The organism is Butyrivibrio sp. FCS014 (assembly GCF_000526935.1).
Lineage (GTDB): Bacteria > Bacillota > Clostridia > Lachnospirales > Lachnospiraceae > Butyrivibrio.
Window position 1 is genome coordinate 339115 of the sequence record NZ_JAHA01000003.1, and the last position, 25833, is coordinate 364947.

The following is a 25833-nucleotide window of genomic DNA, read 5'->3' on the forward strand; positions in this document are numbered from 1 at the left end:
AGGAGGAGAACTACTAATGGCTGTAAAGAGTGACATCGAGATCGCACAGGAAGCAAAGATGCTTCACATCAGGGAGGTTGCCGAGAAGATCGGTATAACCGAAGATGACCTGGAGTACTACGGACGGTACAAGGCTAAACTCACGGAAGAGTATATGAAGAAAGCTTCCGGAGCAAAAAAGGGTAAACTTATCCTTGTAACTGCAATCAACCCTACACCTGCAGGTGAGGGAAAGACCACTACCAGCGTAGGACTGGGAGATGCCCTTAACAGACTGGGTTATAAGACTGTTATCGCACTTCGTGAACCATCCCTGGGACCGTGCTTCGGTATCAAGGGCGGCGCTGCCGGCGGCGGATATGCACAGGCTGTTCCCATGGAGGATCTGAACTTGCATTTCACCGGAGATTTCCATGCCATTACATCAGCCAATAACCTTCTGGCTGCACTTCTGGACAACCATATCCAGCAGGGCAACGAGCTTGGTATAGATACAAGACAGATCATATGGAAAAGAGCTGAGGACATGAACGACAGAGCCCTCAGAAATATAGTTGTCGGTCTTGGTGCAAAGGCCGACGGTGTTCCCAGAGAGGACCACTTCGTAATCACAGTTGCATCTGAGATCATGGCTATCCTTTGCCTTGCCAGCGACATGGATGACCTTAAGGCAAGACTTTCAAGGATCATTGTTGCTTACACAAGAGACGGCCAGCCTGTTACAGCCAAGGACCTCAATGCAGTTGGCTCAATGGCAGCTCTTTTGAAGGATGCCATCAAGCCCAACCTTATACAGACCTTGGAGCACACACCTGTATTTGTTCACGGCGGACCTTTCGCAAATATCGCACACGGATGTAACTCAGTAAGAGCAACAAGAACAGCTCTGGGAGTTGCAGATTATACAGTTACCGAGGCAGGTTTCGGTGCTGACCTTGGAGCTGAGAAGTTCCTTGATATCAAGTGCAGGATTGCAGGACTTAAGCCCGATGCGGTTGTGCTGGTTGCTACAGTAAGAGCTCTTAAGTACAACGGCGGCGTTCCCAAGGCTGAGCTTGGAACAGAGAACCTTGAGGCTCTCAAGAAGGGTATCGTAAATCTTGAGAAGCACATCGAGAACATCCAGAAGTATAAGGTTCCCGTTGTTGTTACCCTTAACTCCTTCCTTACAGATACAGAGGCAGAGACAGAGTATGTAAGACAGTTCTGCGAGGAGAGAGGCTGCAAATTTGCTCTTTCAGAGGTTTGGGCAAAGGGCGGAGAAGGCGGAGAAGCTCTCGCCAAGCAGGTTATCGAGACCATTGAGACCAAGCCTTCAAATTACGAGCCTATTTACGCAGACGATCTTCCCCTTAAGGACAAGATCACAAAGGTTGCTACAGAGATCTACGGCGCAGACGGCGTGACATTCCTTCCTGCAGCAAGCAAGCAGCTGGCTAAGATCGAGGAGATGGGCTTTGGCAATCTTCCTGTATGCATGGCCAAGACTCAGTATTCACTTTCAGATGATCCTAATATGCTGGGAAGACCTACAAACTACAACATTACAGTTCGTGAAGCCTATGTTTCCGCAGGAGCAGGCTTTGTGGTTGCACTTACAGGTGCAATCGTCACAATGCCCGGACTTCCCAAGAGACCTGCGGCCTTCGATATCGATGTGAATGAGGAAGGCAGGATTACAGGCCTCTTCTAAGAGATATCAGGATTGCTGCATAAGCATGACAATCCCTATATCACATTTGATAAAGGAGAACGAACATGACACTTATAGACGGTAAAGCCATATCTGCACAGATCAAGGATGAGCTCAAGGTGAAGACCGGGGAGCTTAAGGACAAAGGCATAGAGGTTACTCTTGCTGTTATCCTTGTGGGTGAGGATCCCGCATCCCAGGTATATGTAAGGAACAAGAAGAGGGCATGCGAGTACATCGGCTACAGATCCCTTTCCTACGAGCTTCCTGCAGATACCACACAGGAGAAGCTTCTTGAACTTGTTGAAGAACTCAACGGCAGAGATGATGTGGATGGCATTCTGGTACAGATGCCCCTTCCGAAGCACATAGACGAGAAGGCTGTGATAGAAGCTATCAGTCCCGACAAGGATGTTGACGGCTTTCATCCCGTAAACGTTGGAAGACTCTGCATTGGAGAGGAAGGATTTGTTTCCTGTACTCCCGCAGGTGTTATCCAGCTGATAAAGCGTGGATGCCCCGATTTTGATATCACAGGCAAGGAGTGCGTTATCGTAGGAAGATCCAATATCGTCGGCAAGCCCATGGCGCTTCTTATGCTGAGGGAGAATGCCACTGTAACCGTTGCGCATTCAAGAACCGCCGATCTTAAGGCGGTATGCAAAAGAGCTGACATCATCATTGCAGCCGTTGGCAAAGCCGGAATGATCACAAAAGATTACGTCAAAGAGGGAGCTGTTGTTATCGATGTGGGTATCAACCGCACAGAGGATGGCAAGCTCTGCGGAGACGTTAAGTTCGATGAGGTGAGCGAGATTGCTGCAGCCATTACTCCCGTACCGGGAGGCGTAGGCCCCATGACCATCGCAATGCTCATGAACAACTGTTATGAAGCAGCAATAAGGCATAACAGGTAAAAGAGATTTACCAGGGTGATACTGTATGAAATGTCCAGGTTGCGGGCTTGAGATTCCCGAGGGGCAGATGTTCTGTAACAATTGCGGTACAGAGATCAACATCGTCCCGGATTTTGAGCCGGAGGTTGAAAACGAAATAGATGCCAGCCTTTCGGGGCTGGCAGATGAACTGAATAAAGACGATCAGGCCTCCGGTAAAAAAGGGGACAGAAGGAAGAACAATTCCGGATTCTTTGGGGATAAAGCTGACAGACTGAGACTTATTATCAATGTGGCTCTTGTTTTTCTTCTTGTGGCCATAGGTATTGGGGCTCTTTTGATCTACAGAAACAGTACCAACGTCAGATACGTCAGAATGGCGGAGGAAGCAAGACAGGCAGGGAATCTTACTCAGGCTATAAGCTATCTTAAACAGGCCAACCAAGAGAACCCCACAAACTCTGATATTATTTTCAGAATGTCGGATTACTATCTCGAGAACGGCGACGCCGCTGAGGCTATTGATTCGTTAAAGCTCATTACCGAGTCGGATCTTTTCCCTGAGGATAAGGTAAGGACAGCTTATGAGAGCATGCTGTCGGTTTACAGGCAGACCGGGGACTATGAAGGAATAGCCGGGATGTTTTCCTCAGGCGATAACGAGATACTCGCATCCATGAGAGGCAAGTATGTTCCCAATATGCCAAGTATGTCGCCTTCATCGGGGACCTATGAATCCGTGAGCGTAAGTTTGAGCCTTCTTGACGGATCCGGGAACAAGATTTACTACACGGTAAATGACGGAGAGCCGAATGAAGGAAGTATCCTCTATGAGAGCAATATTATTCTTACGGAGGAAGGTACTTACAATGTAAAGGCAGTGGCGGTAAATGAATTCGGCATAGCCAGCGTGGTTTCGGAAAATGAGTATGTGATCGAAAGAGGGGCTCCGCTTCCTCCCGAGATAATGGAACCCAGCGGTGACTACTACCAGAACACCATGATCGTGGCAGTGGCAGAGGCGGGATCGACCATTTTCTATACAACTGACGGATCCGAACCCACCATGGAATCCAAACAGTATATATCACCTATCACCATGCCCATGGGTACATCTCATTTCAACTTCATTGCCTTTGACAATGCAGGTAATTCCAGTGAGATAGTTGAGAGAGATTATCATTTGGTATATACAAGACTCGTTTCTACCGAGCAGGCAGTGAATAATCTGGTAAACACACTGGTAAGGCTTGATATTCTTCTTGATACTTCAGGTAAGGTAAGAGGAATAGAAGGGCACAACGAGTATATTTATAACTCCATCATCGAGATTGAGGGTGCCGGAGAATACTATGTTGTTGTGGAGAATCATGTTCTTAACGACGGAACATCGGCTCCTACGGGGCTTATGTATGCGGTAAACACCCATGACGGAACGGTCAACAGATTGGGCTATGATTCCAGCGGCAAATATACACTTATCACTATTTCAAACAGGTGATGATTTTAATTGATATTTAAATAACCATCATTTACAATATCTATAATTATGCAAAAAACGAAAAAAGCGTAGGAGGGAGATTATGTTCAAAATTTTAGAGGCTAAAGAGCTGACAACGAACATTTTCCAGATGATTGTTGAAGCTCCCCGTGTGGCCAGTGCCTGCTTACCCGGACAGTTCCTTATTATCCGTGTAGACAAGGATGGGGAAAGAATTCCGCTTACAATCTGTGATTACGACAGAGAGAAGGGAACAGTTGAGATCGTAGTGCAGGCTATCGGTGCCGAGACATTTAAGCTTTCCAAGCTTAAGGCCGGCGACTGCCTTGCTGATGTTGTAGGCCCCTTGGGAAATGCATCAGATCTTTGCTTTGAGGACATCGAAGAACTCAAGAAAAAGAAGATCGTTTTCATTGCCGGCGGCGTAGGCACAGCTCCTGTTTATCCTCAGGCTAAGTGGCTCAAAGAGCATGGCGTGGACTGTGATGTTATCATCGGTGCCAAGAACAAAGACCTGGTAATTCTTGAGGACAGATTCAAAGAGGTATGTAATCTTCATATCACTACTGATGATGGCTCCTACGGAAGATCGGGTATGGTTACGGTTGCTCTTCAGGACCTTTGGAATGAAGGCAACAAGTATGATCATTGCGTAGCTATCGGCCCTATGATCATGATGAAATTTGTATGCAAACTGACAAAAGAGCTGGGAATCCCCACTGTTGTCAGCATGAATCCTATTATGGTTGACGGAACCGGAATGTGCGGTGCCTGCCGTCTTACAGTTGACGGACAGGTTAAGTTCGCCTGCGTTGACGGACCTGAGTTTGACGGCCACAAGGTAGATTTTGACCAGGCCATGAATCGTATGAAGCTCTATAAGACAGAAGAGGGCAGACTTATGCTCAAGGCTCAGGAAGGCGACACACATCACGGCGGATGTGGCAATTGTTAAACAGGTGATCGATACGTTTAACAATCATGTTGGTAATCATTCTAAGATAGGAGAATAAATATGGATGGATTTGTAAGAGTTCCTGTCCGTGAACAGGATGCAAAAGTAAGAGCTACAAACTTCAAGGAAGTTTGTCTTGGATACAACAAAGAAGAAGCAGAAAAAGAAGCTGCAAGATGCCTTAATTGCCCGAATCCCAAATGTGTTGCCGGATGTCCCGTTTCCATCGATATTCCCGGATTCATTCAGCAGGTTAAGGAAGGCAATGTTGAAGCCGCTTACCAGGTTATCAGCAAGTCCAGTGCACTGCCTGCAGTATGTGGACGTGTCTGTCCTCAGGAGAGCCAGTGCGAAGGAAAGTGCGTCAGAGGAATCAAGGGTGATCCCGTTTCCATCGGTAAGCTTGAGAGATATGTTGCTGATTCAGCAAGAGAACTTGGAATCAAGCCTGAAGGCGCCAAGGAGAAGAAGGACAAGAAGGTTGCCGTAATAGGATCTGGTCCTTCCGGACTTACCTGTGCAGGAGACCTTGCAAAGATGGGCTATGACGTAACCATCTTCGAGGCACTTCATGAGGCCGGCGGCGTTCTGGTTTATGGTATTCCCGAGTTCCGTCTTCCCAAGGAAGATGTTGTTAAAAAGGAAATTGAGAACGTAAAGGCTCTTGGCGTAAAGCTTGAGACCGACGTTGTTATCGGAAAATCTGTTACTATAGATGAGCTTATGGAGAAGGAAGGCTTTGAAGCTGTATTTATCGGATCAGGCGCAGGACTTCCCAGATTCATGAACATCCCCGGTGAGCAGGCTATGGGTGTATTCTCAGCCAACGAGTATCTCACAAGAAGCAACCTCATGAAGGCTTTCGATGAGAACTCAACAACACCTATCATGAAGGCTAAAAAGTGCGTAGTTGTCGGCGGCGGAAACGTTGCTATGGACGCTGCAAGAACAGCTCTTCGTCTTGGCGCTGAGGTTCACGTAGTTTACAGACGTGGTGAGGAAGAACTTCCCGCACGTAAGGAAGAAGTTCACCATGCCAAGGAAGAAGGCATCATTTTTGACCTTCTTACCAACCCCGTAGAGATCCATGAGGATGAGAACGGATGGGTAAAGAGCATCACATGTATCAGAATGGAACTGGGCGAGCCCGATGAATCAGGCAGAAGAAGCCCTGTTGAGATCCCCGGATCCGAGTTTGAGATCGAGTGTGACGCAGTTATCATGTCACTGGGAACTTCACCCAACCCTCTTATCTCCTCAACAACAAAGGGTCTTGAGGTAAACAGAAGAAAATGTATCGTTGCCGAAGAGGCTAACGGACAGACTTCCAAGCCCGGCGTATTTGCCGGTGGAGATGCCGTTACAGGCGCAGCTACAGTTATCCTTGCCATGGGTGCAGGAAGAGCTGCCGCTAAGGGTATTGATGAGTATCTCTCAAATAAATAATCAGACAGTTAGTGAGGAATTTTTATATGTCTTTTGCAGTATTTACAGATGGTTCAGCAAACCTTCCCAAAAAGTTGCTGGAGGGGATTACACTTCTTCCCTGCGACTATGTTGTGAACGGTGAACCTGTTACATATCTTGGAGATGTTGATAGCTTTGATGCTCATCCTTTTTATGAGGGACTTAAGAAGGGCGATGTTGTCAAGACATCCCTCCTTAACACTCAGCTTTTCCTGACACATTTCACCCCGGTTCTTGAAGCCGGCCAGGATGTTATGTATGTTTCAATGAGTTCAGGCATAAGCGGAACTTATAACGCTGCTGTTGCAGCTGCACAAGAACTTATGGAGGAGTTTCCCGACAGATTTGTTCATATAGTTGATTCAAAGGGATGCGGATTTGGAACAGGGCTGCTTGTTCTTAAAGCTGCAAAGCTCAGCCGTGAAGGAATGAGCTGCAAAGAAGCTTCGAAGATCATTGATGATGCTGTACCTCATGCTTGTCAGTACTTTACCGTTGATGACCTGAATTTCCTTAAGAAGACAGGACGTGTAAGCGGAGTAACTGCTGCCATCGGAACAGTTCTCAATATCAAACCCATTCTTTTTGGTGACAGTACAGGACATATAGTTTCCTGTAGCAAGGTTCGCGGCAGGAAGAGTGCCATCAATGAGATCATAAAGAAGTATACCGAAAAGAGAATGGATACTGACGATGATGTTGTATTTATTTCTCACGGAGACTGCCTGGATGAAGCGAATACTCTGGCAGAACTTGTAAAAGAGGCAGACCCGGATGCCAAGGTAACCATCTGTCAACACGAGCCATTCTCAGGAGCTCATGTAGGCCCGGGAATGCTGGCATTGTTCTTCTGGGGAAAAGAACGATAAAGAATAATAGATATTTAGGCATAGCCTCGCAGCTAATTACAGCGGCGAGGCTATTTTTATGATATAATTATGAGGATTTGTTGGAGGAGAATTATGGAAAGACAGGAAAAGATAAAAATAGCGATCACAGCAGGAATAGCTGCGGTCATTCTTTTGATATTGGTACTGGTTCTGGCTCTTTCAGGCAGAAAGAACAATGATGAGGACAAACTTGCCGAAAACATTGCAGGCTACGCCGAAAGCGGAGCAGAAGACCAGGGAAAAGAAACAGATCCCTTAGTTAAGTCATCTGCAGAAGCATCAACCGAAGGATCCACCGAAGGTACTGCAGGTTCCTCGGAAAGCAATGACTCTTCAGTGGCTGCTACCCTTGAACCCGTATCCGAATATCTCGATGTGGCTAAGAATTCCGTTTCAGGAAACAGTTTCTATGCCACAAATCACGCTGTACTTAGAAACATATACAATGGCGTGCAGTATGACGTCTATGAACAGCTCAAGGAACTGTCAGGTTACTGGTCTGAAGGCAATATGGAGGCAGTAAGAGACCTTGTTCATTTGGAGCGCTTTGAGGCCATGACCTACTCACTGGAAGGAGGCAACAGTTTCTATTACTATGGTGAAATGGACAGTGAGAGCCTTCCCAACGGAACAGGTCTGGCAGTTTATGCCAATGATCAATATTATTACGGACAGTGGGTTAACGGTAAGAGGAGCGGAGACGGAACCTGGTTTTCCTTCTATCCAAGCTACAGCAGCTATGTTGTTACCGAGCACATGTACACCGGACAATGGGCAGATGATAAGCCAAACGGTAAAGGTCAGGAGCATTATGACTATAATCCTGAGCATATGAACACTGCAGATATTTATCTTCAGAACATCATCGGTGTATTTACAGACGGTATGTACAACGGCTCGATGTACGTCATCACTGTTGATAATGCCGGTAATACTACTGAGTGGGACGGCATCTGCAGCAGAGGCAAATGGGAGGCAGTAAGGAACGCCAGCCTCGACAAGAAAGGCAAGATACCTGTTCTTTCCGCAAGACTGAACAAGGACAATCATATATACATGACTGAGGAAGGTGCCACAGGCAACGGCGTATCCAACCTCATTTTCGGCGGAAGCAAAAGAGACTGATATAGGAGCATACAAGTGACCAGGATCAGCATTGTCTGTGTGGGCAAGATCAAAGAAAAATACTGGAATGATGCCATAGCAGAGTATTCCAAGAGACTCTCCAGATACTGTAAGCTGGAGATAATTGAAGTGGTGGATGAGAAAACTCCCGATAACGCTTCAGAGGCTCTTGAGGATCAGATCAAGAAGAAGGAAGCCGACAGGATTCTGAAATACATCGAGGATGGAGCGGCGGTCTGTGCTCTTGCCATAGAGGGCAAAAGATATACCTCTGAAGGTTTTTCTGAATTTATTGAGAATCTTGGTGTTCAGGGTGCAAGCCATATTCAGTTTGTCATCGGCGGCTCTTTGGGACTTCATGAATCAGTTATGAAAAAAGCGCAGTACAAGATCAGTTTTTCGGATATGACATTCCCTCATCAGATGATGAGAGTCATTTTGCTGGAACAGATCTACAGGGGATACCGTATAATGACCGGTGAGCCTTATCATAAATAAAACGGGGATTATTGAATGAGTGAGATAACAGAACTTACGCTATCTCTGTCGGCCGAGGACCAGAAGAATATTTTCGGCGGCAACGACAGTTATATCCGCAAGATTGAAAAAAGTTTTAGGGTAGAGATAATCGACAGAAACGGACAGCTGCATATCATCGGAAGCAGGGAAGATGCGGATAATGCTGCAGGTATATTAAGAGAACTGGTTCAGCTTTCAAGACGGGGGTCAGCAATAGAGGAACAGAACGTGGATTATGCCATTTTCCTGAAGAAGGAGAATGGTGAGAAGCCCGCTGTAAAAAGGGAGAAGGAAAACGACAACGTACTTGTTGATATTGACAGGGATGTGATCTGCCATACCATTTCCGGAAAGCCCATCAAGCCCAAGACCCTTGGGCAAAAGAAATATATAGACGCCATACGTAACAACATGATCGTATTTGGTCTGGGACCTGCGGGAACCGGTAAGACATATCTTGCCATGGCTATGGCAATAACCGCTTTTCAACGGGAAGAGGTCAGCAGGATCATTTTAACAAGGCCCGCCATTGAAGCCGGAGAGAAGCTTGGCTTTTTGCCGGGCGACCTTCAGAGCAAGGTTGATCCGTATTTGAGGCCTCTCTATGATGCCCTTTATCAGATCATGGGAACCGAGAACTTCATCAAGAATATGGAAAAAGGGCTTATAGAGGTTGCGCCCCTTGCATACATGAGGGGAAGAACCCTTGATAATGCCTTTATCATTCTGGATGAGGCTCAGAATACAACTCCCGCTCAGATGAAGATGTTTTTGACCAGAGTAGGATTCGGTTCCAAGGTTATCATCACAGGTGACGCCACCCAGAAGGACCTTGCTCCCGATGTAAAATCAGGACTTGATGTTGCGAAGGCAGTACTCAAGGACATTGATGAGATTCAGTTTATCAATCTTACCAGTGCGGATGTTGTAAGACATCCTCTGGTTCAGAAGATCGTTAAGGCTTATGAGGACTTTGAGAAGAAGTCTGTTAATAAGCAGAATAGAAAATCCATACAAAAACTGGAGAGACGTTCCGGAAATGGAAAATGAAAAATCTTCCCTGGGGAAAGTTAAAATATTATATGGTGTGATGTTTGTGTTCACCGGGCTGATGGTTTTCGGAATGTCTTTTGCCATGGGGAAAAGCTACGAGGCTATCCTCAGAAATACCATTGTATCCCTTGTGATTGCGGGCACTGTTATTTTCATGCTGCTGGATGCCATATCCAGAGGCAGGGAGGCTATGTCCTACGATAACTTTTACAGGAAGAACAGATTTGGCGTGGTCTTCATGATCATGGTGATCCTGTCATGTCTCTTTTCCCTGGTTCCCAACGCCTTCTGGCCCTATATGTCACTGTTCGTTATCCTGGCATTGTTCTCCAATACGGAGATAGGGCTTGCTTCAGGGATTGGATTTGTGATCATCACGGTGATGCTTGAGGAAAACGGCGATGCGGGAGAACTGTTCATGTATGTCGTTGCCGGTATTGTGGCGGTGGCTCTTTTCAGGGATCTGAAGGAAAATACCTCCATCGGACTTCCGGTGTTCATATCTCTTTTGATGCAGGCGGTCCTTCTTATGGCATTTAATGTGCTGTTCCAGAACAGGACTTTTTCCATCAATATCCTGATCCTGCCGGTTCTGAACCTGATGCTGAATCTCATAATACTTCTGGTATTCTTAAATATTTTTGGAGTTTACGTTATTCGAAAATCCAACGATGTTTACATGGATATCAACGATGCCGAGTATCCGCTGCTTGTAAGTCTTAAGGAAAAAGACAAGGATGAGTACTTCAGGGCAATCCATACCGCGTACCTTGCTGAGCGAATAGCCATGGGACTTGGCTATAATGCCAGGGCTATCAAGACCTGCTCCTATTATCACAGGATAGGAATTCTGGATGGCGGTCTCAAGTGGGCAGATATGGAGCATTACTATCTGGAGAACAATTTCCCGGAGGAAGCCGTGGAGTTCCTTCATGAATATCTTGAACCCGTAAAGGGTAAAGCCAAGAGCAGAGAGGCTCTTGCGGTTCAGCTTTCCGAGACGGTTATTGCCTCAATAATGTATCTGGTTCGCCAGAACAAAGAGGTGAAGATAGATTACGACAAGCTCATTGACGATCTGTTCGACAAGAAAGAAAAAGAAGGAGAGCTGAAAAACTACGGCGTAACCTTCTACGAATACGATCAGATGAGAAAGATTCTTAAGAAAGAGAAACTGTATTATGACTTTTTACGTTGAGAATGAAGTTGATGCCGAATTTGATTTTGATATAGAAGAGCTCTGCAAGCTTGTGGGTGATGAGGTCATGAGGTCCGAGGGATGCAAGGAGGACCTTGAAGTGTCGCTTATCATAACCGATGATGAGGGGATAAGGCAGATGAACAGTGAATTCCGTCAGATAGATAAGCCTACTGACGTATTGTCTTTTCCCAATGTAAGCTATGAGACTCCTGGAGACTTTACCGTTATGGAAGGGGCTCAGAGAGTGGATCTTTTAGATCCCGACACAGACAAGATCATGTTTGGTGATATAGTTATAAATGAGAACCGTGTAAGAAGCCAGGCTTTGGAATACGGACACAGCGAAAAGAGGGAATTCGCGTTTCTTCTGGCTCACAGCCTTTTGCATCTTTGCGGATATGACCACATGGAGCCGGAGGAGGCAAAGGTCATGGAGGACAAGCAGGAGGGCATCTTAAATACACTGGGTATAACAAGAGACTGAATTTTGTTTGGGGAATATATAAAATGGGGAGAACGTCGAAATGAAGACGTATACAGAAAGTAACAGGATAAGGCCGCATATTCTTACGGCTTCCGTATACTGGGCAATCGCATTGCTGATGGCCTTTTGCATTATCGCACACAGGATCTACGGAGAAAAAGGCTCCTATTTTACAGCGGGGGCATTTGGATTCTTTGGATTTTTCTATACAGGACTGGTACTTGCCTGCCAGAAGGCAGTTTATATCATGGTAAGGCTAAGAGCCAGAAGATCGCAGTATCTCAATGCCGAGACCAATATGCACAGGTCCCTGAATATCTTTGGCGCAGCTGGAGTTATTCTGGGAATTCTGCTGGCGGCACTAAGCTACAGGATTGCGGGATTTCTTTTCCATGGGGAAAGAGGCTTCTTCCAGCTGATAATTGTTGCGGTATGCGGCGCGCTTATGGGCGTACAGGGAGTTCTTAGAGGATACCTGCAGGGAATAGGATATACGAAGCCTATTCTTATCGCAGACCTTCTGGTTGCTCTGGTTTCCGGAATTACCGGAACTGTGGCTACGATATTCCTTTACAGCTACGGACTTAAGGTCAATGACCTGTTTCATGTGGACGAGTACAGCGCGGTTTATGGATCTGTGGGAGTTATGCTGGGGCTTCTGGCCGGAACTCTTACAGGACTTATACAGATTCTGATCAGCTATCATATCAGAAAAGCTGAAATAAAGGACGTTGTAAAGAGCGGCGCTCCAAGATACCTTGACAACAAAAATGATGTCATCGCAGGAGTACGGGTTATCCTGCTTTTATATGTTACTGCCGCTGTGGCACTTATTGTGGATGAGGTATACTTTGTGCTTCATTCGGTGAGGGTCCATCCCGATGGAGATTTCATGTCCAACTTCGGGAGCTATTTCGGAAGGGGCATTTGCCTTGTGGCTCTCTTTACGGTGCTTTGCTGCATTCCCTTTATCAAATCCTGGAACAGGGTGATGGCAAGGGTTGAGCGAGATGAGTATGAGGGAGCGAGGGAGAGACTGAAGAAGCTGATCCGTTTCTCGGGAATGCTGGTTATCCCGGTTGGGATATTTATGCTGGCAATCCCTCAGACTTTGCAGATCACAATCTACGGTAAAAGTAATGAACTGGCCAACACCTTTACAATGGTCAGCGGCGTTCTTGTGATCGTATGCGCTGTTGGAATGTTCTTTTCCTGGTTCCTTAATCATATGGGAAGATCGATCCTTATACTTCTCAATGTAGGAGTGGGATGGGGAGTTCACGCCGCAGGACTGTTTGTTTTTGTTACCCTTCTTGATCTTGGGATTTACGGAATACAGATGGCAACCCTGGTGGCAGTTGTGATATATGACCTTATGTGTACAGTGATCACCTTTAAGATGCTCAAACTTAAAGTGAGTACGCTGAAGGTGTGGACTACATCGCTGCTTTCTTCTGCAGCTGCAGGGTTTGTGATTTTTCTTTTGAATATGCTTCTGACCAATCTCATCGGAGAGGTACTGACGTTTATACTTTGCGTGGTTGTGTTCTTTGTAATATACATGCTGATCATGATCGTGACCGGCGGTATCAGAAAGCATGAGCTTGGTTCAATTCCGCTTGGTGGTCTGTTTAAGGGCTTTGCCGCTATGGTGCAGCCTTCGAGATTAGATGAGGAGTAAATGGCTAAGAAGATTATAATCGCTGGCGGAGGCGCTTCGGGTATGTGTGCCGCGATATATGCGGCCCGCAACGGCGCCAACGTCACAATAATTGAAAAGAATAATGTCCTTGGTAAGAAACTCTCAATGACGGGAAACGGCAGATGCAACCTGACAAATCTCGACATGAGAGAGGACTGTTTTAATGCTGCTGCAAGAACCAGAATGAAAGACTGGCTTGCAGCTTTTGGCGCTACAGAGGTAATAAGGTTTTTTGGGTCTCTGGGAGTTGTGGTAAGAAGCGAAGACGGTTATATCTATCCGGCTTCCGGCCAGGCCACCACTGTTGTGACTGCGCTTTGCGACGAGATAAGAAGGCTCGGTGTTACGGTTGTTTACGAACAGCAGGTTAAGAGGATTGAAGTGAAGGATGACGGTGCAAAGGCTGATGGCGACGGATCCGGTGCTGAAACGGGCGCGCGTTATGGCGGACGGTATGTTGTCGTTACCGATAAGGACAGATTTGATGGCGACGCTATTATTATGGCTACAGGTTCTTTATCAGGGCCGAAGACCACCATGTCAACAGGGGATGGCTATTACATCTGCAAGCAGCTTGGGATGAGCATCAAGGATACGTACCCTGCGCTGGTTGGCTTTAAATGCGATAGAGAAGACGGACTTCCCGCAGCCGGTGTGAGGAGCATGGCCAATGTTTCTTTTTACCTGGGAACAGAGGAACTCGCCAGGGAATACGGTGAAGTCCAGATAACGCCTGAGGGGATTTCGGGAATCCCGGTTATGCAGGCCTCAAGGGAAGTGATAAAGCTTGTTTCCGAGAAAAAGCCTGTTTATGCGGAGGTGGATTTTTTCCCGGACTATGATGATAAGGCGTTTACGGATCTCAAGCAGGATATGATGAGATTTCTTGATACGAGGACTTTGGAAGAATTTCTTCAGGGCTTTGGAAACAGCAATATAAATGAGCTGGTGTTGTCCCGCATGAAGCTCGGTAAGGGCATGAAGATGAAGAATATTTCGCCCTCCATGGCAGAGTGTATTCTGGATAGCTATCGAAAGCTCAGGTTCAGGATTGTTGACTGCAATGGCTATCAGGCTTCCCAGGTTACAACAGGTGGTGTGAGTCTTGGAGATATCGGCGACCGTTTTGCCTATGTGAAAGATGAGGGCATCTATTGTATTGGCGAACTAGTGGATGTTGACGGCAGATGCGGTGGGTACAATCTGCAGTGGGCCTTTATGAGCGGCAGCATCGCCGGCACTGCGGCATCAATGTAAGAAATGAAGATGCGTGTCTCACCTATAGGTAGTACCTTACAAAGAACAGGATATTATATGATAAGAATCAACCAGATTAAGATTCCAATTGAAATAAATAATAGATCCCATGATGATTCTGGGATGAAATATAATGAGGCAGCTGAGGCTAAGCTTTATTACGTACTCAGGAAAAAAGCTGCGAAGATACTGCGCATCGATGCAGGGCAGATTGGAAGTCTTGAGATCGTAAAGCATTCGATTGATGCCAGGAAAAAGCCTGAGCTTTACGATGTGTATGTGATTGATGTGTCTTTGCGTGGAGCCGAGGGAGGAAAAGAAGCTCAGATCGTTAAAAAGTGCAGAGACAGGAATGTCTCCGTAGTTGAAGAGAAGAAATACGATTTCAGAGAGAAAGTCGAAAAGCTTGCCGGAAATAGGGACGCCGGTAAATTCGAGACCGGTAATGCAGCTATCGGCACATCCAAAGCCGGGAAGATTGTAATCGTCGGCGCGGGGCCTGCGGGACTCTTCTGCGGTTATGAACTGGCAAAGCACGGTTATAAGCCCATCATTATCGAGCGCGGCGCGGATGTAGATAAGAGAAGCAAGATAGTTGAAAAATTCTGGGAGAGCGGACAGCTGGACCTTAAGACCAATGTGCAGTTCGGTGAAGGCGGAGCCGGTACGTTCTCTGACGGCAAGCTTAATACCATGGTAAAGGACAAAGAGGGAAGAGGCGCAGAGGCGCTGAAGATCTTTGTTGAGAATGGTGCGCCGGAGCGCATTAAGTACGAGTCCAAGCCTCATATCGGAACCGACATCCTCAAAAGTGTCGTAAAGAATATCAGAAACGAGATAATAGATTGCGGAGGACAGGTTCTTTTTGAAACACAGCTGACAGAGCTGGTCACAGACGCAGATGGAAGGATCGCAGCTGTAAAAGCAAATAACGAGTCTGTAATAGAATGTGACGCGGCGGTCCTTGCCATAGGCCACAGCGCCCGGGACACCTTTGCGATGCTCAAGGAAAAGCAGGTCGACATGCAGCCAAAGCCCTTTGCGGTAGGATTTAGAGTTGAGCATCCCCAGAGTCTAATCAATAAGTCCCAGTACGGAGTTGATGCACCGGAGATTCTTCCTGCGGCGCCCTATAAGCTCACCACCACTACAGGGGCGGGAAGAGGAGTTTACTCCTTCTGCATGTGCCCCGGAGGATATGTGGTTAACGCATCTTCCGAGGAGGGAAGGCTTTGCGTCAACGGAATGAGCTACAGTAAAAGAGACGGCAAAAACGCCAACTCAGCCATCATAATAACCGTAGATCCCAAGGACTTTGGCTCCGATGATGTTCTTGCCGGAGTGGAGTTCCAAAGGAAGCTTGAGAAAAAAGCCTTCGACCTGGCCAAGGGTAAGATCCCCGTTGAGTACTATGGAGATTTCAAGAAGGCATTTGGATCATTGAATTCAAACCAAGATAGTAGCAGTAATATCGGTGATTCCTTCACGCCTCAAATGAAGGGAGCTTATGAATTTGCAGCTGTCCACGAGATCCTTCCAAACGACCTCAACGAAGCCTTTGTTGAAGGAATGGAGAACTTCGGCCGCACCATAAAAGGATATAATGATGATCACGCCCTGGTTTCCGGAGTGGAGAGCAGAACCTCTTCTCCTGTAAGGATAAACAGAGGCGACGACGGCCAGTCGTTGAACATTAAGGGACTTTTCCCCTGCGGAGAAGGCGCCGGATACGCAGGCGGAATCATGTCTGCGGCAATGGATGGCATCCGCACCGCCGAACTGGTGGCTGCGCAGCTGGGCTAATAGGTTGCTAAAAGATTTGTGGCCTTAAGCCATTTGATCAGGTAAATATTTAACAGATATACATATACAAGGAGTCCAAACCATGTCTACACAGGACGCGGTAAAAGAAAAATCAAAAAGTAAGATCAAGGAACCAAGGCAGTACAACGTTGTCATGCACAATGACGATTTCACCACCATGGATTTTGTGGTGGAGGTTCTTGTTGATATTTTCCATAAGGATGAAGTGACGGCACAGGCCATAATGCTGAACGTTCACAAGAAGGGCAAGGCTGTTGTGGGTAAGTACCCCTACGACATCGCAAACACCAAAGTCAATGCAGCCCTTTCACGGGCCAAGAGCCAGGGATTTCCCTTCCGCATGACGGTGGAGGAAGCATAAGCCGGGGACTCCCCTTCCACATGACAGTGGAAGAGGCATAAGAAAGAGCCAAGCCCCAAGTGCCACAAAGACTATCCGGGAGACCATAACATGAAGCTTTCAGAGAATACCGCGCAGATTCTGCAGGAAACTGTGGAATATGCCCGTGAGAACAATTATGAATACGTTACGCCAGAGATGCTGCTTCTTTTCATAATGCAGGATGAGACCTTTGCGGAGGCTTTCTATTACTGCGGCGGAGACGGCACCATTCTGGCTTCGCAGCTGAACGCCTATATCTCTGACTATATCGAGAAGACTCAGGGAAAAGAGCCGGAGCTTTCAGCGGGGCTTAATTTCGTGCTGGCCTTTGCCGGGCAAAGCGCCTACAGCAGCGGCAACGAGGAGATAAATGTAAGGCATCTTGTTCATGCCATCTGGAATCTGGATGAGAGCTATGCCAAGTACTATCTGGAACAGCAGCTTTCTGAGGCGGATCTTTTACAGGAGATGGCCAATATAGAAGATGCCGCAGGCGAGGAGGACGGATACGAAATGCCCTTTGGCAATGAGGAAATGTCTGATGGTGAGGGCGGACATCCCTCAGGTCACAGAAATCAGGAAGACAACTGGAAGCTTTACGCTCCATGCCTCAATGATACGCTTAAAGATGTAAATCCTCTGATAGGAAGGCAGGCAGAGTTGGAGCGGACAATTCAGATCCTCTGCAGGAAGGACAAGAACAATCCCCTTCATATTGGAGAACCCGGTGTTGGCAAAACTGCCATTACCTACGGCCTTGTTGAGCTTCTTAAGAAGGATGAGGTTCCGGACGCCATTAAGGGAGCTAAGGTATTTGCCCTTGACCTTGGCGGTATGCTGGCTGGAACCCAGTACAGAGGCGACTTTGAAAAGAGATTTAAGAAGGTGCTTTCCGAGATCGGTAAAGAGGAAAGGCCCATCATTTATATCGACGAGATCCACAATTTATCAGGAGCAGGAGCGGTTGGAGAAGGCTCTTTTGACGCATCAAATATGTTAAAGCCTTATCTGTCTGACGGGCATATCAGGTTCATAGGCGCCACCACCTTCGAGGAGTACAAAAAATACTTCGAGAAAAACAAGAGCCTCATAAGGCGCTTCCAGAATGTTGAGATCAAGGAGCCCACTGAGGAGGAGAGCGTGAAGATCCTCGAGGGGCTTAGGGAGAAGTACGAGACCTACCACGGCGTCAAGTATGATAAGGGCGTTCTTGAATACGCTGTTAAGATGAGCAGCAAGTATATCAACGAGAGATTCCTTCCCGACAAGGCTATCGATATCATCGATGAAGCCGGATCCTACAGGAAGCTCCATATGCTAAAGGGCAAGACCCAGACCGTTGACAAGGACGTTATTAACGAGATCCTCACCAAGATCTGTCGTGTGCCCATCGAGACTGTTGAAACCGATGATATGGCGGGACTGGCTACTTTGGAGGAACGTCTTAAGAAGCTTATCTTCGGACAGGACGAGGCGGTAAGCCAGGTGGTTAACGCCGTGAAATTCTCAAAGGCCGGACTTATCGAGGATGGCAAGCCTTTAGCGAGCCTTCTTTTCGTCGGCCCCACAGGTGTCGGCAAGACCGAGATAGCACGGTGCCTGGCAAAAGAGCTGGGATCGAAGCTCATACGTTTTGATATGAGTGAGTACGGAGAAAAGCACGCAGTGGCCAAGCTCATCGGCTCTCCCGCCGGATACGTGGGATATGAGGAAGGCGGCATACTGACTGAGGCCATAAGAAAGAGCCCGTCCTCTGTGCTTCTTCTTGATGAGATTGAAAAAGCCCATCCGGACATTTTTAACGTGCTATTGCAGGTGATGGATTATGCGACGCTGACCGATAACCAGGGCAGAAAGGCGGATTTCAGGAACGTGATCGTTATCATGACTTCCAACGCCGGTGCCAATAAGCTGGGAAAGAGCGGCATAGGTTTTGTAAGCGAGAAGCAGGACAACGGAGCTCTTATGGATGCTGTAAAGCAGACCTTCCAGCCTGAGTTCAGGAACCGTCTTACCAAGATTGTTGCCTTTAACAGCATGGATGAGGAAGTGGCAAGACTTGTAGTTGACAAGAAGCTTTCCGAGATGGCACTGCAGCTTAAGGCCAGGAACATTACCGTTAAGGCAGATAAGAAGGCAAAAGAGCTGGTGAAGGTAAGAGGTATCAGTCAGGAATTCGGTGCCCGAGAAGTGGACCGTGTCATCAGAAATGATATTAAGCCTTTGTTTGTGGATGATATTCTCTTTGGCAGTCTTAAGAATGGCGGCAATATCACCATTACCGTCAGAGACGGTGAGTTCTCCATAACCACTGCCGGCAGATAAAAGAGGTTTTTCCTTATGCCTGTTTATAAACTGGATGAAAACGAAATATTTTTTCCCAAACCTTCTCTTGCGGAGGAGGACGGACTTCTTGCGGTGGGCGGGGATCTAAGCCTTGAGAGGCTGGTGTTTGCCTACAGCAACGGGATTTTTCCCTGGTACAACAAAGGTCAGCCCATCATGTGGTGGTGCCCCAGAGAGAGGTTTATAATAAGACCGGACAGGATCCACATTTCTCATTCCATGAAAAAGTTTATTAAAAAGCATGAGATCGGCTTTGAGATAAACAGGGACTTCGCGGATACAATGCACAGATGCAGGATCAAAAGGGAATTTAACGAGGGAACCTGGATCACGGACGAAATGGAAAAGGCCTATTGTAACCTTTGCGACAATAATCTGGCTCTTTCCCTGGACGCATTTATTGACGGCAAGCTGGCCGGCGGGCTGTACGGAGTAAGTCTTGGAAGGTGCTTCTTTGGAGAGAGCATGTATTCGGAAATGGAGAATGGCTCCAAGCTGGCGCTGATATTTCTTGCAAAAGTCCTTGAGGAGAACGGCTATGTCTTTATCGACTGCCAGTTTCACACCGATCATCTGGAGAGCATGGGCGGCGAATATATAACCTATGAGGAGTATAAAAGTCTCATTGATATTGGGCTTGATACAAACAAATAATTATTTCGGGGGAGCGTAAAAATGGCATACTTACAGGTAAGCTACTTATCGAAAGCGTTGTACAGAGAGGTTCCGCTTAATGTGATACTTCCTGCGGACAAGCTGGATTTTGAGACGCTTAAGTACTCCATGAAGGAGGGACAGAAGTTTAAGACACTGTATCTTTTACACGGGCTTCTTGGAAATTACACCGACTGGGTGAACTTTACCAGGATCCAGAGATGGGCAGAGGAGAAGAACCTTGCTGTGATCATGCCTTCCGGGGACAACGCATTCTACGTTGACGGCGCAAGGGGCGGAAGTGACTACGGAATCTTCACGGGAGAGGAGCTTGTGGAAGTTACAAGAAAAATGTTCCCTCTTTCTGACAAAAGAGAGGATACCTTCATTGCAGGCCTTTCCATGGGCGGATTCGGAGCCATAAGGAACGGCATTAAGTACAGCAATACCTTCAGTCATGTGGCCGGACTTTCTTCGGCTATACATATTTTTGATGAGAATATTGCCCATCTTGAGGCGGAGCATCACATTTTCGGAAACTTTGAAGAAAGTGCAAAGACTGATATGAACCCGAGGGTATGCATGGAGAACCTGATAAGTGAAGGAAGACCCATGCCAAAGTTCTATATGTCCTGCGGAACAGTGGATGATCTTTACGATGCCAACGTAAGATTCAGGGATTACCTTAAAGAGAAGGGCGCTGATGTTGTCTGGTTTGAAGAAGAAGCCGGACACGAGTGGGAATTCTGGGACAGAGAGATCAAGAAGGTTCTGGATTGGCTTCCCCTTGAGGAAAAGAGCATGGGCGTCAGCAGCGGCAATGTTAAGAAATGACGGATAATGTAATGACTAAAGACGACATACGAAAACAGATTCTGGCAAAAAGAGACAGCTATACTGAGGCAGAAACAGAAGAAAAAAGCAGGAAGATATTTGAAATCCTCACAGGCATAAGGGAGTACCAAAACGCAACAGATGTACTGATCTATGCGTCAACAAGGTCCGAGGTGGCTACAGACGATATAATCCTTGACTGCCTGTCGGAAGGGAAAAGAGTCTTTTGCCCGAAGGTTACGGACAGGAAGGCCTCTGAAATGAAGTTTGTCCGGATCTATTCACCGGAGGACCTTAAGGAAGGGTACTTTGGGATAAGAGAACCGGAGATAGGACCTGACAGCGAAATCTATGGTGAGGCCTGTCCAAAATCTGCAGGAAAGCTGCATGCGGCGTCAGTAGACGCTGACCGGGAAGCCGATGTTTCTTTTCCCCTGATGATCATGCCCGGAGTTGCCTTTGACAGAAAGATGGGCCGCATAGGCTACGGCGGCGGATTTTACGACAGATATCTTGCAAAGAATAAGGAGATTCCGACTATTGCGCTGTGCTTTGATTGTCAGATTTATGAAGGCAGGCTTCCGTTGGAGCCGGAAGATTTAAGACCCGACAGTATCATAACCTGCAACGAGATTATCGGTGCCGGGGAAGATGAGTCTCAGATAGATTAACAGGGAGTTTGAATTGGGAAGAAAAAGACGGGATACAATAGAATTCAGATTTTATGAGATACCTCAGGGGCAGAGCTGTCTGGCCCTTCTTGGCGAGCGATGGATCATGGTTTACGGCCGGGATGACAAGTATCTTCATTTCCATAATCTCTTTGAGGTTGGTTATTGCAGAAACGGAGGCGGTGATCTGATTCTGGATGAGAAGACCGTTAAGTACAGAGGCGGTATGCTTTCTGTAATACCTGCCAATTTTCCGCATACAACCTACAGCACGGATACTAATTTCTGGGAGTATATCTTCTTTGATGCGGACGCGGTTGTGAGGCAGCTTTTTCCTGACAATCCCACGCAGCAAAGAGAAGCTGTCAATATAATCAACAAAAGAGCGGACATATTTGATCAGGCCCAGCATCCTGAGATGGCGGAACTCATAAAGCGGATAATGGAGGAGATGAGGGACAAGAATCCCTATTATGTTGAGACCACCAAGAATCTGCTAAAGGCTTTTGTACTGATGCTTATCAGGTTCCAGGAGTCAAAGGACGACGAAAACGAAAACAGGGAAGAACGCGGGGATAAGGCTATCCTGATGAACATCAGGCCTGCGCTGGAATATATAGACAGCCATTTTGCCGAGCCCATTAAGGCATCAGAGCTTGCCGAGTGCTGCAATATGAGTGAGACCAATTTCAGGAGGGTTTTCCAGGAAGGTGTAAACATGACACCTATGGACTATGTGAACCTGGTGAGGGTTCAGATGGCCAGTGAGATCCTGAGTAAGACAGACCACTCAATGGAAGTAGTTGCGGCGGAATGCGGCTTTACCACGTTTTCTACCTTTAACCGAAATTTCAGAAAGTACCTTAATACCAGTCCCTATCAGTTCAAAAAGAACAAGCAGAACTATGTAAACAAATTATTGGACTACAGGATAAATGCACTTAAAGGATGGTGAATACTAATTGACGAATTCGTAAATTTCTTAAACGTTTTCGTTCACATTTTAGACATATTTGGTTGAAAATGCTCATTTTAGGATAAAAAATGAGCATTTTTTTATTTTTGCTTTGTTATAATGTACATATAACCGAGGCGGAAATAAATAATTTCCGTCAAAATGTCTAAGTTTTTAGGGAGGGTAAAAACTAATGAAAAGAAAATTATTATCAATGGTTCTTGCTTCAGCAATGACAGCTACAATGCTTGCCGGATGCGGAAGCGCAGCAGAGACAACAGCACCTGCAGCTACAGAGTCAGCTGATGCTACACAGGCAGAAGCACCTGCAGCAACTGAGGCAGAGGCACCTGCAACAGCAGACGTTGCTTCAGAGGGTGAGCATGAGCTTTCAGTTTATGCATGGGATAAGAACTTCAACATCCCTGCACTTGAGGCTGCTGAGAAGGCTTACCAGACTGTAGATCCTGATTTCAAGCTGAACATCGTTGAGCAGTCTGCTTCATCTGACGTTGAGAATGCAATCACACTTGCAGCTTCTTCAGGAGATTACTCACAGCTTCCTGATATCGTTCTTTTCCAGGATCACTACATTCAGAACTATGTTCTCAACTATCCCGATGCATGGGTTGACCTTGAGGATGCAGGAATCGACTGGAGCGATTTCGGTGCTGAGAAGCTTTCATATTCAACAGTTAACGGCAAGCACTACGGTGCACCCGTTGATAACGGAACAGCAATCTTTGCATATCGTACAGATATCCTTGAAGAGTGCGGATACACACTTGATGATGTAACAGGTATCACATGGGATCGTTGGCTTGAGATCGGCCGTGATGTAAAGGCTAAGACAGGCAAGTACCTTGTTTCCATGGACCACAACGGAGATGACCTTCCTTACATGATGATGCAGGCTGAAGGCAAGTCACAGTGGAAGGACGGAGCTCCTAACTTCGTTAACAACGAAGAGCTTAAGGCCATCCTCAATGTTATCATCACAGGCGCTAAGGACGGCGTTATCTACCTTTGCAACGACTGGTCAGAGTACACAGATACATCAATCATCGGCGACCAGGTTGCAGGCGTATTCAACGGTAACTGGATCATTCCTACAATGAAGCAGGTTGCTGAAAACAGCGGTAAGTGGGCAATCACATCAGCTCCTACACTTACAGGTAAAGAAGGCTATGCTGCAAACGGCGGTTCTTCACTCTATGTAACAAGCAACTGCTCAAAGCCTGAGCTTGCTAAGGCATTCCTTGCTTACACCTTCGGCGGCGGAGAAGGCGCTATGAGCACATACGATGATTCACTTCGTAACGGTGGTGTTATCGGAACATGTATCTCAGCTTCCAAGTCTGATGTTTACCAGGAAGGCGTTGACTTCTTCAATGGCCAGTCAGTATATGCTGACATCGTAGCTATGGGTGCAAACGTTCCTGTTGTAGAGCAGAACGATTTCCACTACACAGCACGTACACAGATCGGCGCAGCTATCACAAACGTAATCAACGGATCAGACCTTGATACAGAGCTTCAGAACGCAGAAGATCAGGTTAAGTTCGAGATGGGACTGTAATCACTTGGTGAGGTCTTAGTATTCCAATGGGGAACCGGAGTTCCGGTTCCCCATATTTTAAAGAAACAACAAAGTGTTAAGGTATAAAAGAGATTTTAAAGGGGTACAACTATGGAAAAGAAAAAAACTATGGGGCTTTTAGCCAAGCAGAAGGCTGCCGGCTGGCTCTTCCTGGTTCTTGCATCAGCAATGATCATAGTTATGAGCTTTTATCCTATGGTAAGGGCTCTTATAACTTCATTTAAGACCGGTTCATCAGCCAACATGGTTTGGGCGGATCCAATTAACTACAACTATAAGCGCATGTTCCAGGACAAAATGTTTATGAAATCGGTGGGCAACACCTTCCTGTATCTTATAATCCAGGTTCCCATCATGCTGATCCTGGCAATTCTTCTTGCTCAGCTTCTTAACAATAAGGATCTTAAATTCCGCGGACTTTTCCGTACGATGATCTTTCTTCCCTGCGCTGTATCACTTGTTTCCTATGCGCTTATCTTCAAGAGCTTATTTGCAACTCAGGGACTTATCAATTCAATCCTAATGAAAGCACACATAATTTCAGACAATATCAACTGGCTCGGAACCACATCCACAGCGAGAATAGTTATCATCATCGCCCTTATCTGGAGATGGACGGGATATAACATGGTCTTTTATCTCGCAGGATTACAGAACATAGAATACTCTGTATATGAGGCAGCCAAGATTGATGGTGCCAACGGCTGGAAGACCTTCTGGTATGTTACAGTACCGCTTCTTCGTCCCGTTATCATCATGACCTTCATCATGTCCATCAACGGAACACTGCAGCTGTTTGATGAGTCCGTGAACCTGACAAACGGCGGACCTGCAAACACCACCATCACAATGTCTCATTACATTTACAATAACTCCTTTGGTCAGGGTGTCGCTAACTTCGGTTATGCATCAGCTATGTCATTCTTCGTATTTATTCTTGTTGCCATACTGGCAGCCATCAATCTGAAAGTAGGTGATACACGTGACTAAGAATAAAAAAATCAAAAATTCAAGCGCTATTCAGAAAAGACTCATACCTACATACATTTTTTTGACCATAGCATCTATTTTCTCCGTGTTCCCTCTGTACTGGATGGTAACAGCGGCAACCAATGCTACGGTAGATGTATCAAGGGGTAAGATCTGGTTTGGCACACATATGATCGAGAACTTCAACAATCTCGTTGCCAACACCAATCTGTGGAAATCCTTTGGAAACTCATGCCTGTATTCAACGGCGCAGACACTTCTTTGTATCTTTGTCTGCTCACTGGCAGGCTATGGCTTTGAGCTTTATCACGACAAGGGAAAAGACATATTGTTTGCGATACTTCTTATGGCTATGATGATCCCGGGTGTGGCTACCATGATACCTCTTTTCACCATGATGAGTAAGTTCCATTTCCTCAACACGGTATGGGGCTTCGTACTTCCCGGTATCTCTACACCGTTTATGATCATGATGTTCAGACAGAATTCCAGAAACTTCCCGCCGGATATCATGGAGGCGGCAAGAATTGACGGACTTTCCGAGCTGATGATCTTTTTCCGCATGTACATGCCTGTTATGAAGTCTACTTATGCAGCAGCTGCAGTTATTATTTTCATGAACTCCTGGAACGCCTACATGTGGCCCAGAGTCGTAATGACCGATAACAGAGCACAGACAATGCCTATGCTTATTGCCAACCTTGCAGGTGGATACACTATTGACTACGGTATGCTGATGATGGGCGTTTTATTCTGCTCACTGCCTACCATGTTTGTATTCTTCGTACTTCAGAAGCAGTTTGCCGAAGGTATTACAGGATCTGTTAAATAATG

General features: G+C 46.5%; 23 protein-coding genes. All 23 read left to right on the top strand.

Features of this window, described 5'->3' with window-relative positions; genetic code table 11:
* The first annotated feature begins 16 nt into the window (after positions 1-16).
* The 23 genes from T456_RS0101840 to T456_RS0101950 all read left to right on the top strand — a co-directional run bounded on the left by T456_RS0101840 (position 17) and on the right by T456_RS0101950 (position 25831).
* Positions 17-1693 carry a formate--tetrahydrofolate ligase gene (locus tag T456_RS0101840; RefSeq protein ID WP_024864650.1) on the top strand — a complete coding sequence of 559 codons (1677 nt, stop codon included), beginning with the start codon at positions 17-19 and terminating at the stop codon, positions 1691-1693.
* A 65-nt stretch (positions 1694-1758) separates the two neighbouring features.
* The gene (folD, locus tag T456_RS0101845) at positions 1759-2610 is read left to right on the top strand and encodes a bifunctional methylenetetrahydrofolate dehydrogenase/methenyltetrahydrofolate cyclohydrolase FolD (protein ID WP_024864651.1); all 852 of its coding nucleotides are present in this window, start codon (positions 1759-1761) and stop codon (positions 2608-2610) included.
* A 25-nt stretch (positions 2611-2635) separates the two neighbouring features.
* Complete coding sequence (locus tag T456_RS0101850) at positions 2636-4090, top strand: chitobiase/beta-hexosaminidase C-terminal domain-containing protein (RefSeq protein ID WP_024864652.1); 1455 nt, start codon at positions 2636-2638, stop codon at positions 4088-4090.
* A gap of 82 nt (positions 4091-4172) precedes the next feature.
* Positions 4173-5045: a sulfide/dihydroorotate dehydrogenase-like FAD/NAD-binding protein gene (locus T456_RS0101855; protein ID WP_024864653.1), complete on the top strand. Its 873-nt coding sequence runs from the start codon at positions 4173-4175 to the stop codon at positions 5043-5045.
* Between the two features lie 60 nt (positions 5046-5105).
* Complete coding sequence (gene gltA, locus T456_RS0101860) at positions 5106-6491, top strand: NADPH-dependent glutamate synthase (RefSeq protein ID WP_024864654.1); 1386 nt, start codon at positions 5106-5108, stop codon at positions 6489-6491.
* Positions 6492-6517: 26 nt separating this feature from the next.
* The gene (locus T456_RS0101865; protein ID WP_051464944.1) at positions 6518-7381 is read left to right on the top strand and encodes a DegV family protein; all 864 of its coding nucleotides are present in this window, start codon (positions 6518-6520) and stop codon (positions 7379-7381) included.
* Positions 7382-7474: 93 nt separating this feature from the next.
* Entirely contained in the window at positions 7475-8527 is a 1053-nt protein-coding gene (locus T456_RS0101870; RefSeq protein WP_024864656.1) for a hypothetical protein, read from the top strand.
* A gap of 15 nt (positions 8528-8542) precedes the next feature.
* The gene (gene rlmH / locus T456_RS0101875) at positions 8543-9025 is read left to right on the top strand and encodes a 23S rRNA (pseudouridine(1915)-N(3))-methyltransferase RlmH (RefSeq protein ID WP_024864657.1); all 483 of its coding nucleotides are present in this window, start codon (positions 8543-8545) and stop codon (positions 9023-9025) included.
* Positions 9026-9040: 15 nt separating this feature from the next.
* Positions 9041-10096 (top strand): PhoH family protein, encoded by a 1056-nt coding sequence (locus tag T456_RS0101880; RefSeq protein ID WP_024864658.1) that lies wholly within the window; start codon positions 9041-9043, stop codon positions 10094-10096.
* Positions 10086-11297, top strand: coding sequence for a hypothetical protein (locus T456_RS0101885; protein ID WP_024864659.1), 1212 nt, complete (start codon positions 10086-10088; stop codon positions 11295-11297). The genes T456_RS0101880 and T456_RS0101885 overlap by 11 nt, the downstream gene beginning before the upstream one ends.
* Positions 11281-11784 (top strand): rRNA maturation RNase YbeY, encoded by a 504-nt coding sequence (gene ybeY, locus T456_RS0101890; RefSeq protein WP_024864660.1) that lies wholly within the window; start codon positions 11281-11283, stop codon positions 11782-11784. The genes T456_RS0101885 and ybeY overlap by 17 nt, the downstream gene beginning before the upstream one ends.
* 40 nt (positions 11785-11824) lie before the next feature.
* Complete coding sequence (locus T456_RS0101895; protein ID WP_024864661.1) at positions 11825-13465, top strand: oligosaccharide flippase family protein; 1641 nt, start codon at positions 11825-11827, stop codon at positions 13463-13465.
* Positions 13466-14743, top strand: a complete 1278-nt coding sequence (locus tag T456_RS0101900) for an aminoacetone oxidase family FAD-binding enzyme (RefSeq protein WP_024864662.1) — start codon at positions 13466-13468, stop codon at positions 14741-14743.
* A 57-nt stretch (positions 14744-14800) separates the two neighbouring features.
* Complete coding sequence (locus tag T456_RS0101905) at positions 14801-16546, top strand: NAD(P)/FAD-dependent oxidoreductase (RefSeq protein WP_024864663.1); 1746 nt, start codon at positions 14801-14803, stop codon at positions 16544-16546.
* An 82-nt stretch (positions 16547-16628) separates the two neighbouring features.
* A complete protein-coding gene (locus T456_RS0101910; RefSeq protein ID WP_024864664.1) occupies positions 16629-16928 on the top strand; it encodes an ATP-dependent Clp protease adaptor ClpS in 300 nt (99 codons plus the stop codon).
* 90 nt (positions 16929-17018) lie between these two features.
* Positions 17019-19274 carry an AAA family ATPase gene (locus T456_RS0101915; protein ID WP_024864665.1) on the top strand — a complete coding sequence of 752 codons (2256 nt, stop codon included), beginning with the start codon at positions 17019-17021 and terminating at the stop codon, positions 19272-19274.
* A gap of 15 nt (positions 19275-19289) precedes the next feature.
* Positions 19290-19949, top strand: coding sequence for a leucyl/phenylalanyl-tRNA--protein transferase (gene aat, locus T456_RS0101920; RefSeq protein WP_024864666.1), 660 nt, complete (start codon positions 19290-19292; stop codon positions 19947-19949).
* A 21-nt stretch (positions 19950-19970) separates the two neighbouring features.
* Entirely contained in the window at positions 19971-20783 is an 813-nt protein-coding gene (locus tag T456_RS0101925) for an alpha/beta hydrolase (RefSeq protein WP_024864667.1), read from the top strand.
* Positions 20784-20794: 11 nt separating this feature from the next.
* Entirely contained in the window at positions 20795-21454 is a 660-nt protein-coding gene (locus T456_RS0101930) for a 5-formyltetrahydrofolate cyclo-ligase (RefSeq protein WP_197026845.1), read from the top strand.
* Positions 21455-21467: 13 nt separating this feature from the next.
* Positions 21468-22409 carry a helix-turn-helix domain-containing protein gene (locus T456_RS0101935; RefSeq protein WP_024864669.1) on the top strand — a complete coding sequence of 314 codons (942 nt, stop codon included), beginning with the start codon at positions 21468-21470 and terminating at the stop codon, positions 22407-22409.
* Positions 22410-22602: 193 nt separating this feature from the next.
* Entirely contained in the window at positions 22603-23988 is a 1386-nt protein-coding gene (locus T456_RS0101940) for an ABC transporter substrate-binding protein (RefSeq protein WP_024864670.1), read from the top strand.
* 111 nt (positions 23989-24099) lie between these two features.
* Complete coding sequence (locus T456_RS0101945) at positions 24100-24999, top strand: carbohydrate ABC transporter permease (RefSeq protein WP_024864671.1); 900 nt, start codon at positions 24100-24102, stop codon at positions 24997-24999.
* Entirely contained in the window at positions 24992-25831 is an 840-nt protein-coding gene (locus T456_RS0101950) for a carbohydrate ABC transporter permease (RefSeq protein WP_330369670.1), read from the top strand. The genes T456_RS0101945 and T456_RS0101950 overlap by 8 nt, the downstream gene beginning before the upstream one ends.
* Positions 25832-25833: the final 2 nt, after the last annotated feature.

Bases quoted from the DNA above. Each gene is read 5' to 3' on its own strand.
- T456_RS0101840 (WP_024864650.1), top strand. From the start codon at position 17: ATGGCTGTAAAGAGTGACATCGAGATCGCACAGGAAGCAAAGATGCTT.
- folD (WP_024864651.1), top strand. From the start codon at position 1,759: ATGACACTTATAGACGGTAAAGCCATATCTGCACAGATCAAGGATGAG.
- T456_RS0101850 (WP_024864652.1), top strand. From the start codon at position 2,636: ATGAAATGTCCAGGTTGCGGGCTTGAGATTCCCGAGGGGCAGATGTTC.
- T456_RS0101855 (WP_024864653.1), top strand. From the start codon at position 4,173: ATGTTCAAAATTTTAGAGGCTAAAGAGCTGACAACGAACATTTTCCAG.
- gltA (WP_024864654.1), top strand. From the start codon at position 5,106: ATGGATGGATTTGTAAGAGTTCCTGTCCGTGAACAGGATGCAAAAGTA.
- T456_RS0101865 (WP_051464944.1), top strand. From the start codon at position 6,518: ATGTCTTTTGCAGTATTTACAGATGGTTCAGCAAACCTTCCCAAAAAG.
- T456_RS0101870 (WP_024864656.1), top strand. From the start codon at position 7,475: ATGGAAAGACAGGAAAAGATAAAAATAGCGATCACAGCAGGAATAGCT.
- T456_RS0101880 (WP_024864658.1), top strand. From the start codon at position 9,041: ATGAGTGAGATAACAGAACTTACGCTATCTCTGTCGGCCGAGGACCAG.
- T456_RS0101885 (WP_024864659.1), top strand. From the start codon at position 10,086: ATGGAAAATGAAAAATCTTCCCTGGGGAAAGTTAAAATATTATATGGT.
- ybeY (WP_024864660.1), top strand. From the start codon at position 11,281: ATGACTTTTTACGTTGAGAATGAAGTTGATGCCGAATTTGATTTTGAT.
- T456_RS0101895 (WP_024864661.1), top strand. From the start codon at position 11,825: ATGAAGACGTATACAGAAAGTAACAGGATAAGGCCGCATATTCTTACG.
- T456_RS0101900 (WP_024864662.1), top strand. From the start codon at position 13,466: ATGGCTAAGAAGATTATAATCGCTGGCGGAGGCGCTTCGGGTATGTGT.
- T456_RS0101905 (WP_024864663.1), top strand. From the start codon at position 14,801: ATGATAAGAATCAACCAGATTAAGATTCCAATTGAAATAAATAATAGA.
- T456_RS0101910 (WP_024864664.1), top strand. From the start codon at position 16,629: ATGTCTACACAGGACGCGGTAAAAGAAAAATCAAAAAGTAAGATCAAG.
- T456_RS0101915 (WP_024864665.1), top strand. From the start codon at position 17,019: ATGAAGCTTTCAGAGAATACCGCGCAGATTCTGCAGGAAACTGTGGAA.
- aat (WP_024864666.1), top strand. From the start codon at position 19,290: ATGCCTGTTTATAAACTGGATGAAAACGAAATATTTTTTCCCAAACCT.
- T456_RS0101925 (WP_024864667.1), top strand. From the start codon at position 19,971: ATGGCATACTTACAGGTAAGCTACTTATCGAAAGCGTTGTACAGAGAG.
- T456_RS0101930 (WP_197026845.1), top strand. From the start codon at position 20,795: ATGACTAAAGACGACATACGAAAACAGATTCTGGCAAAAAGAGACAGC.
- T456_RS0101940 (WP_024864670.1), top strand. From the start codon at position 22,603: ATGAAAAGAAAATTATTATCAATGGTTCTTGCTTCAGCAATGACAGCT.
- T456_RS0101945 (WP_024864671.1), top strand. From the start codon at position 24,100: ATGGAAAAGAAAAAAACTATGGGGCTTTTAGCCAAGCAGAAGGCTGCC.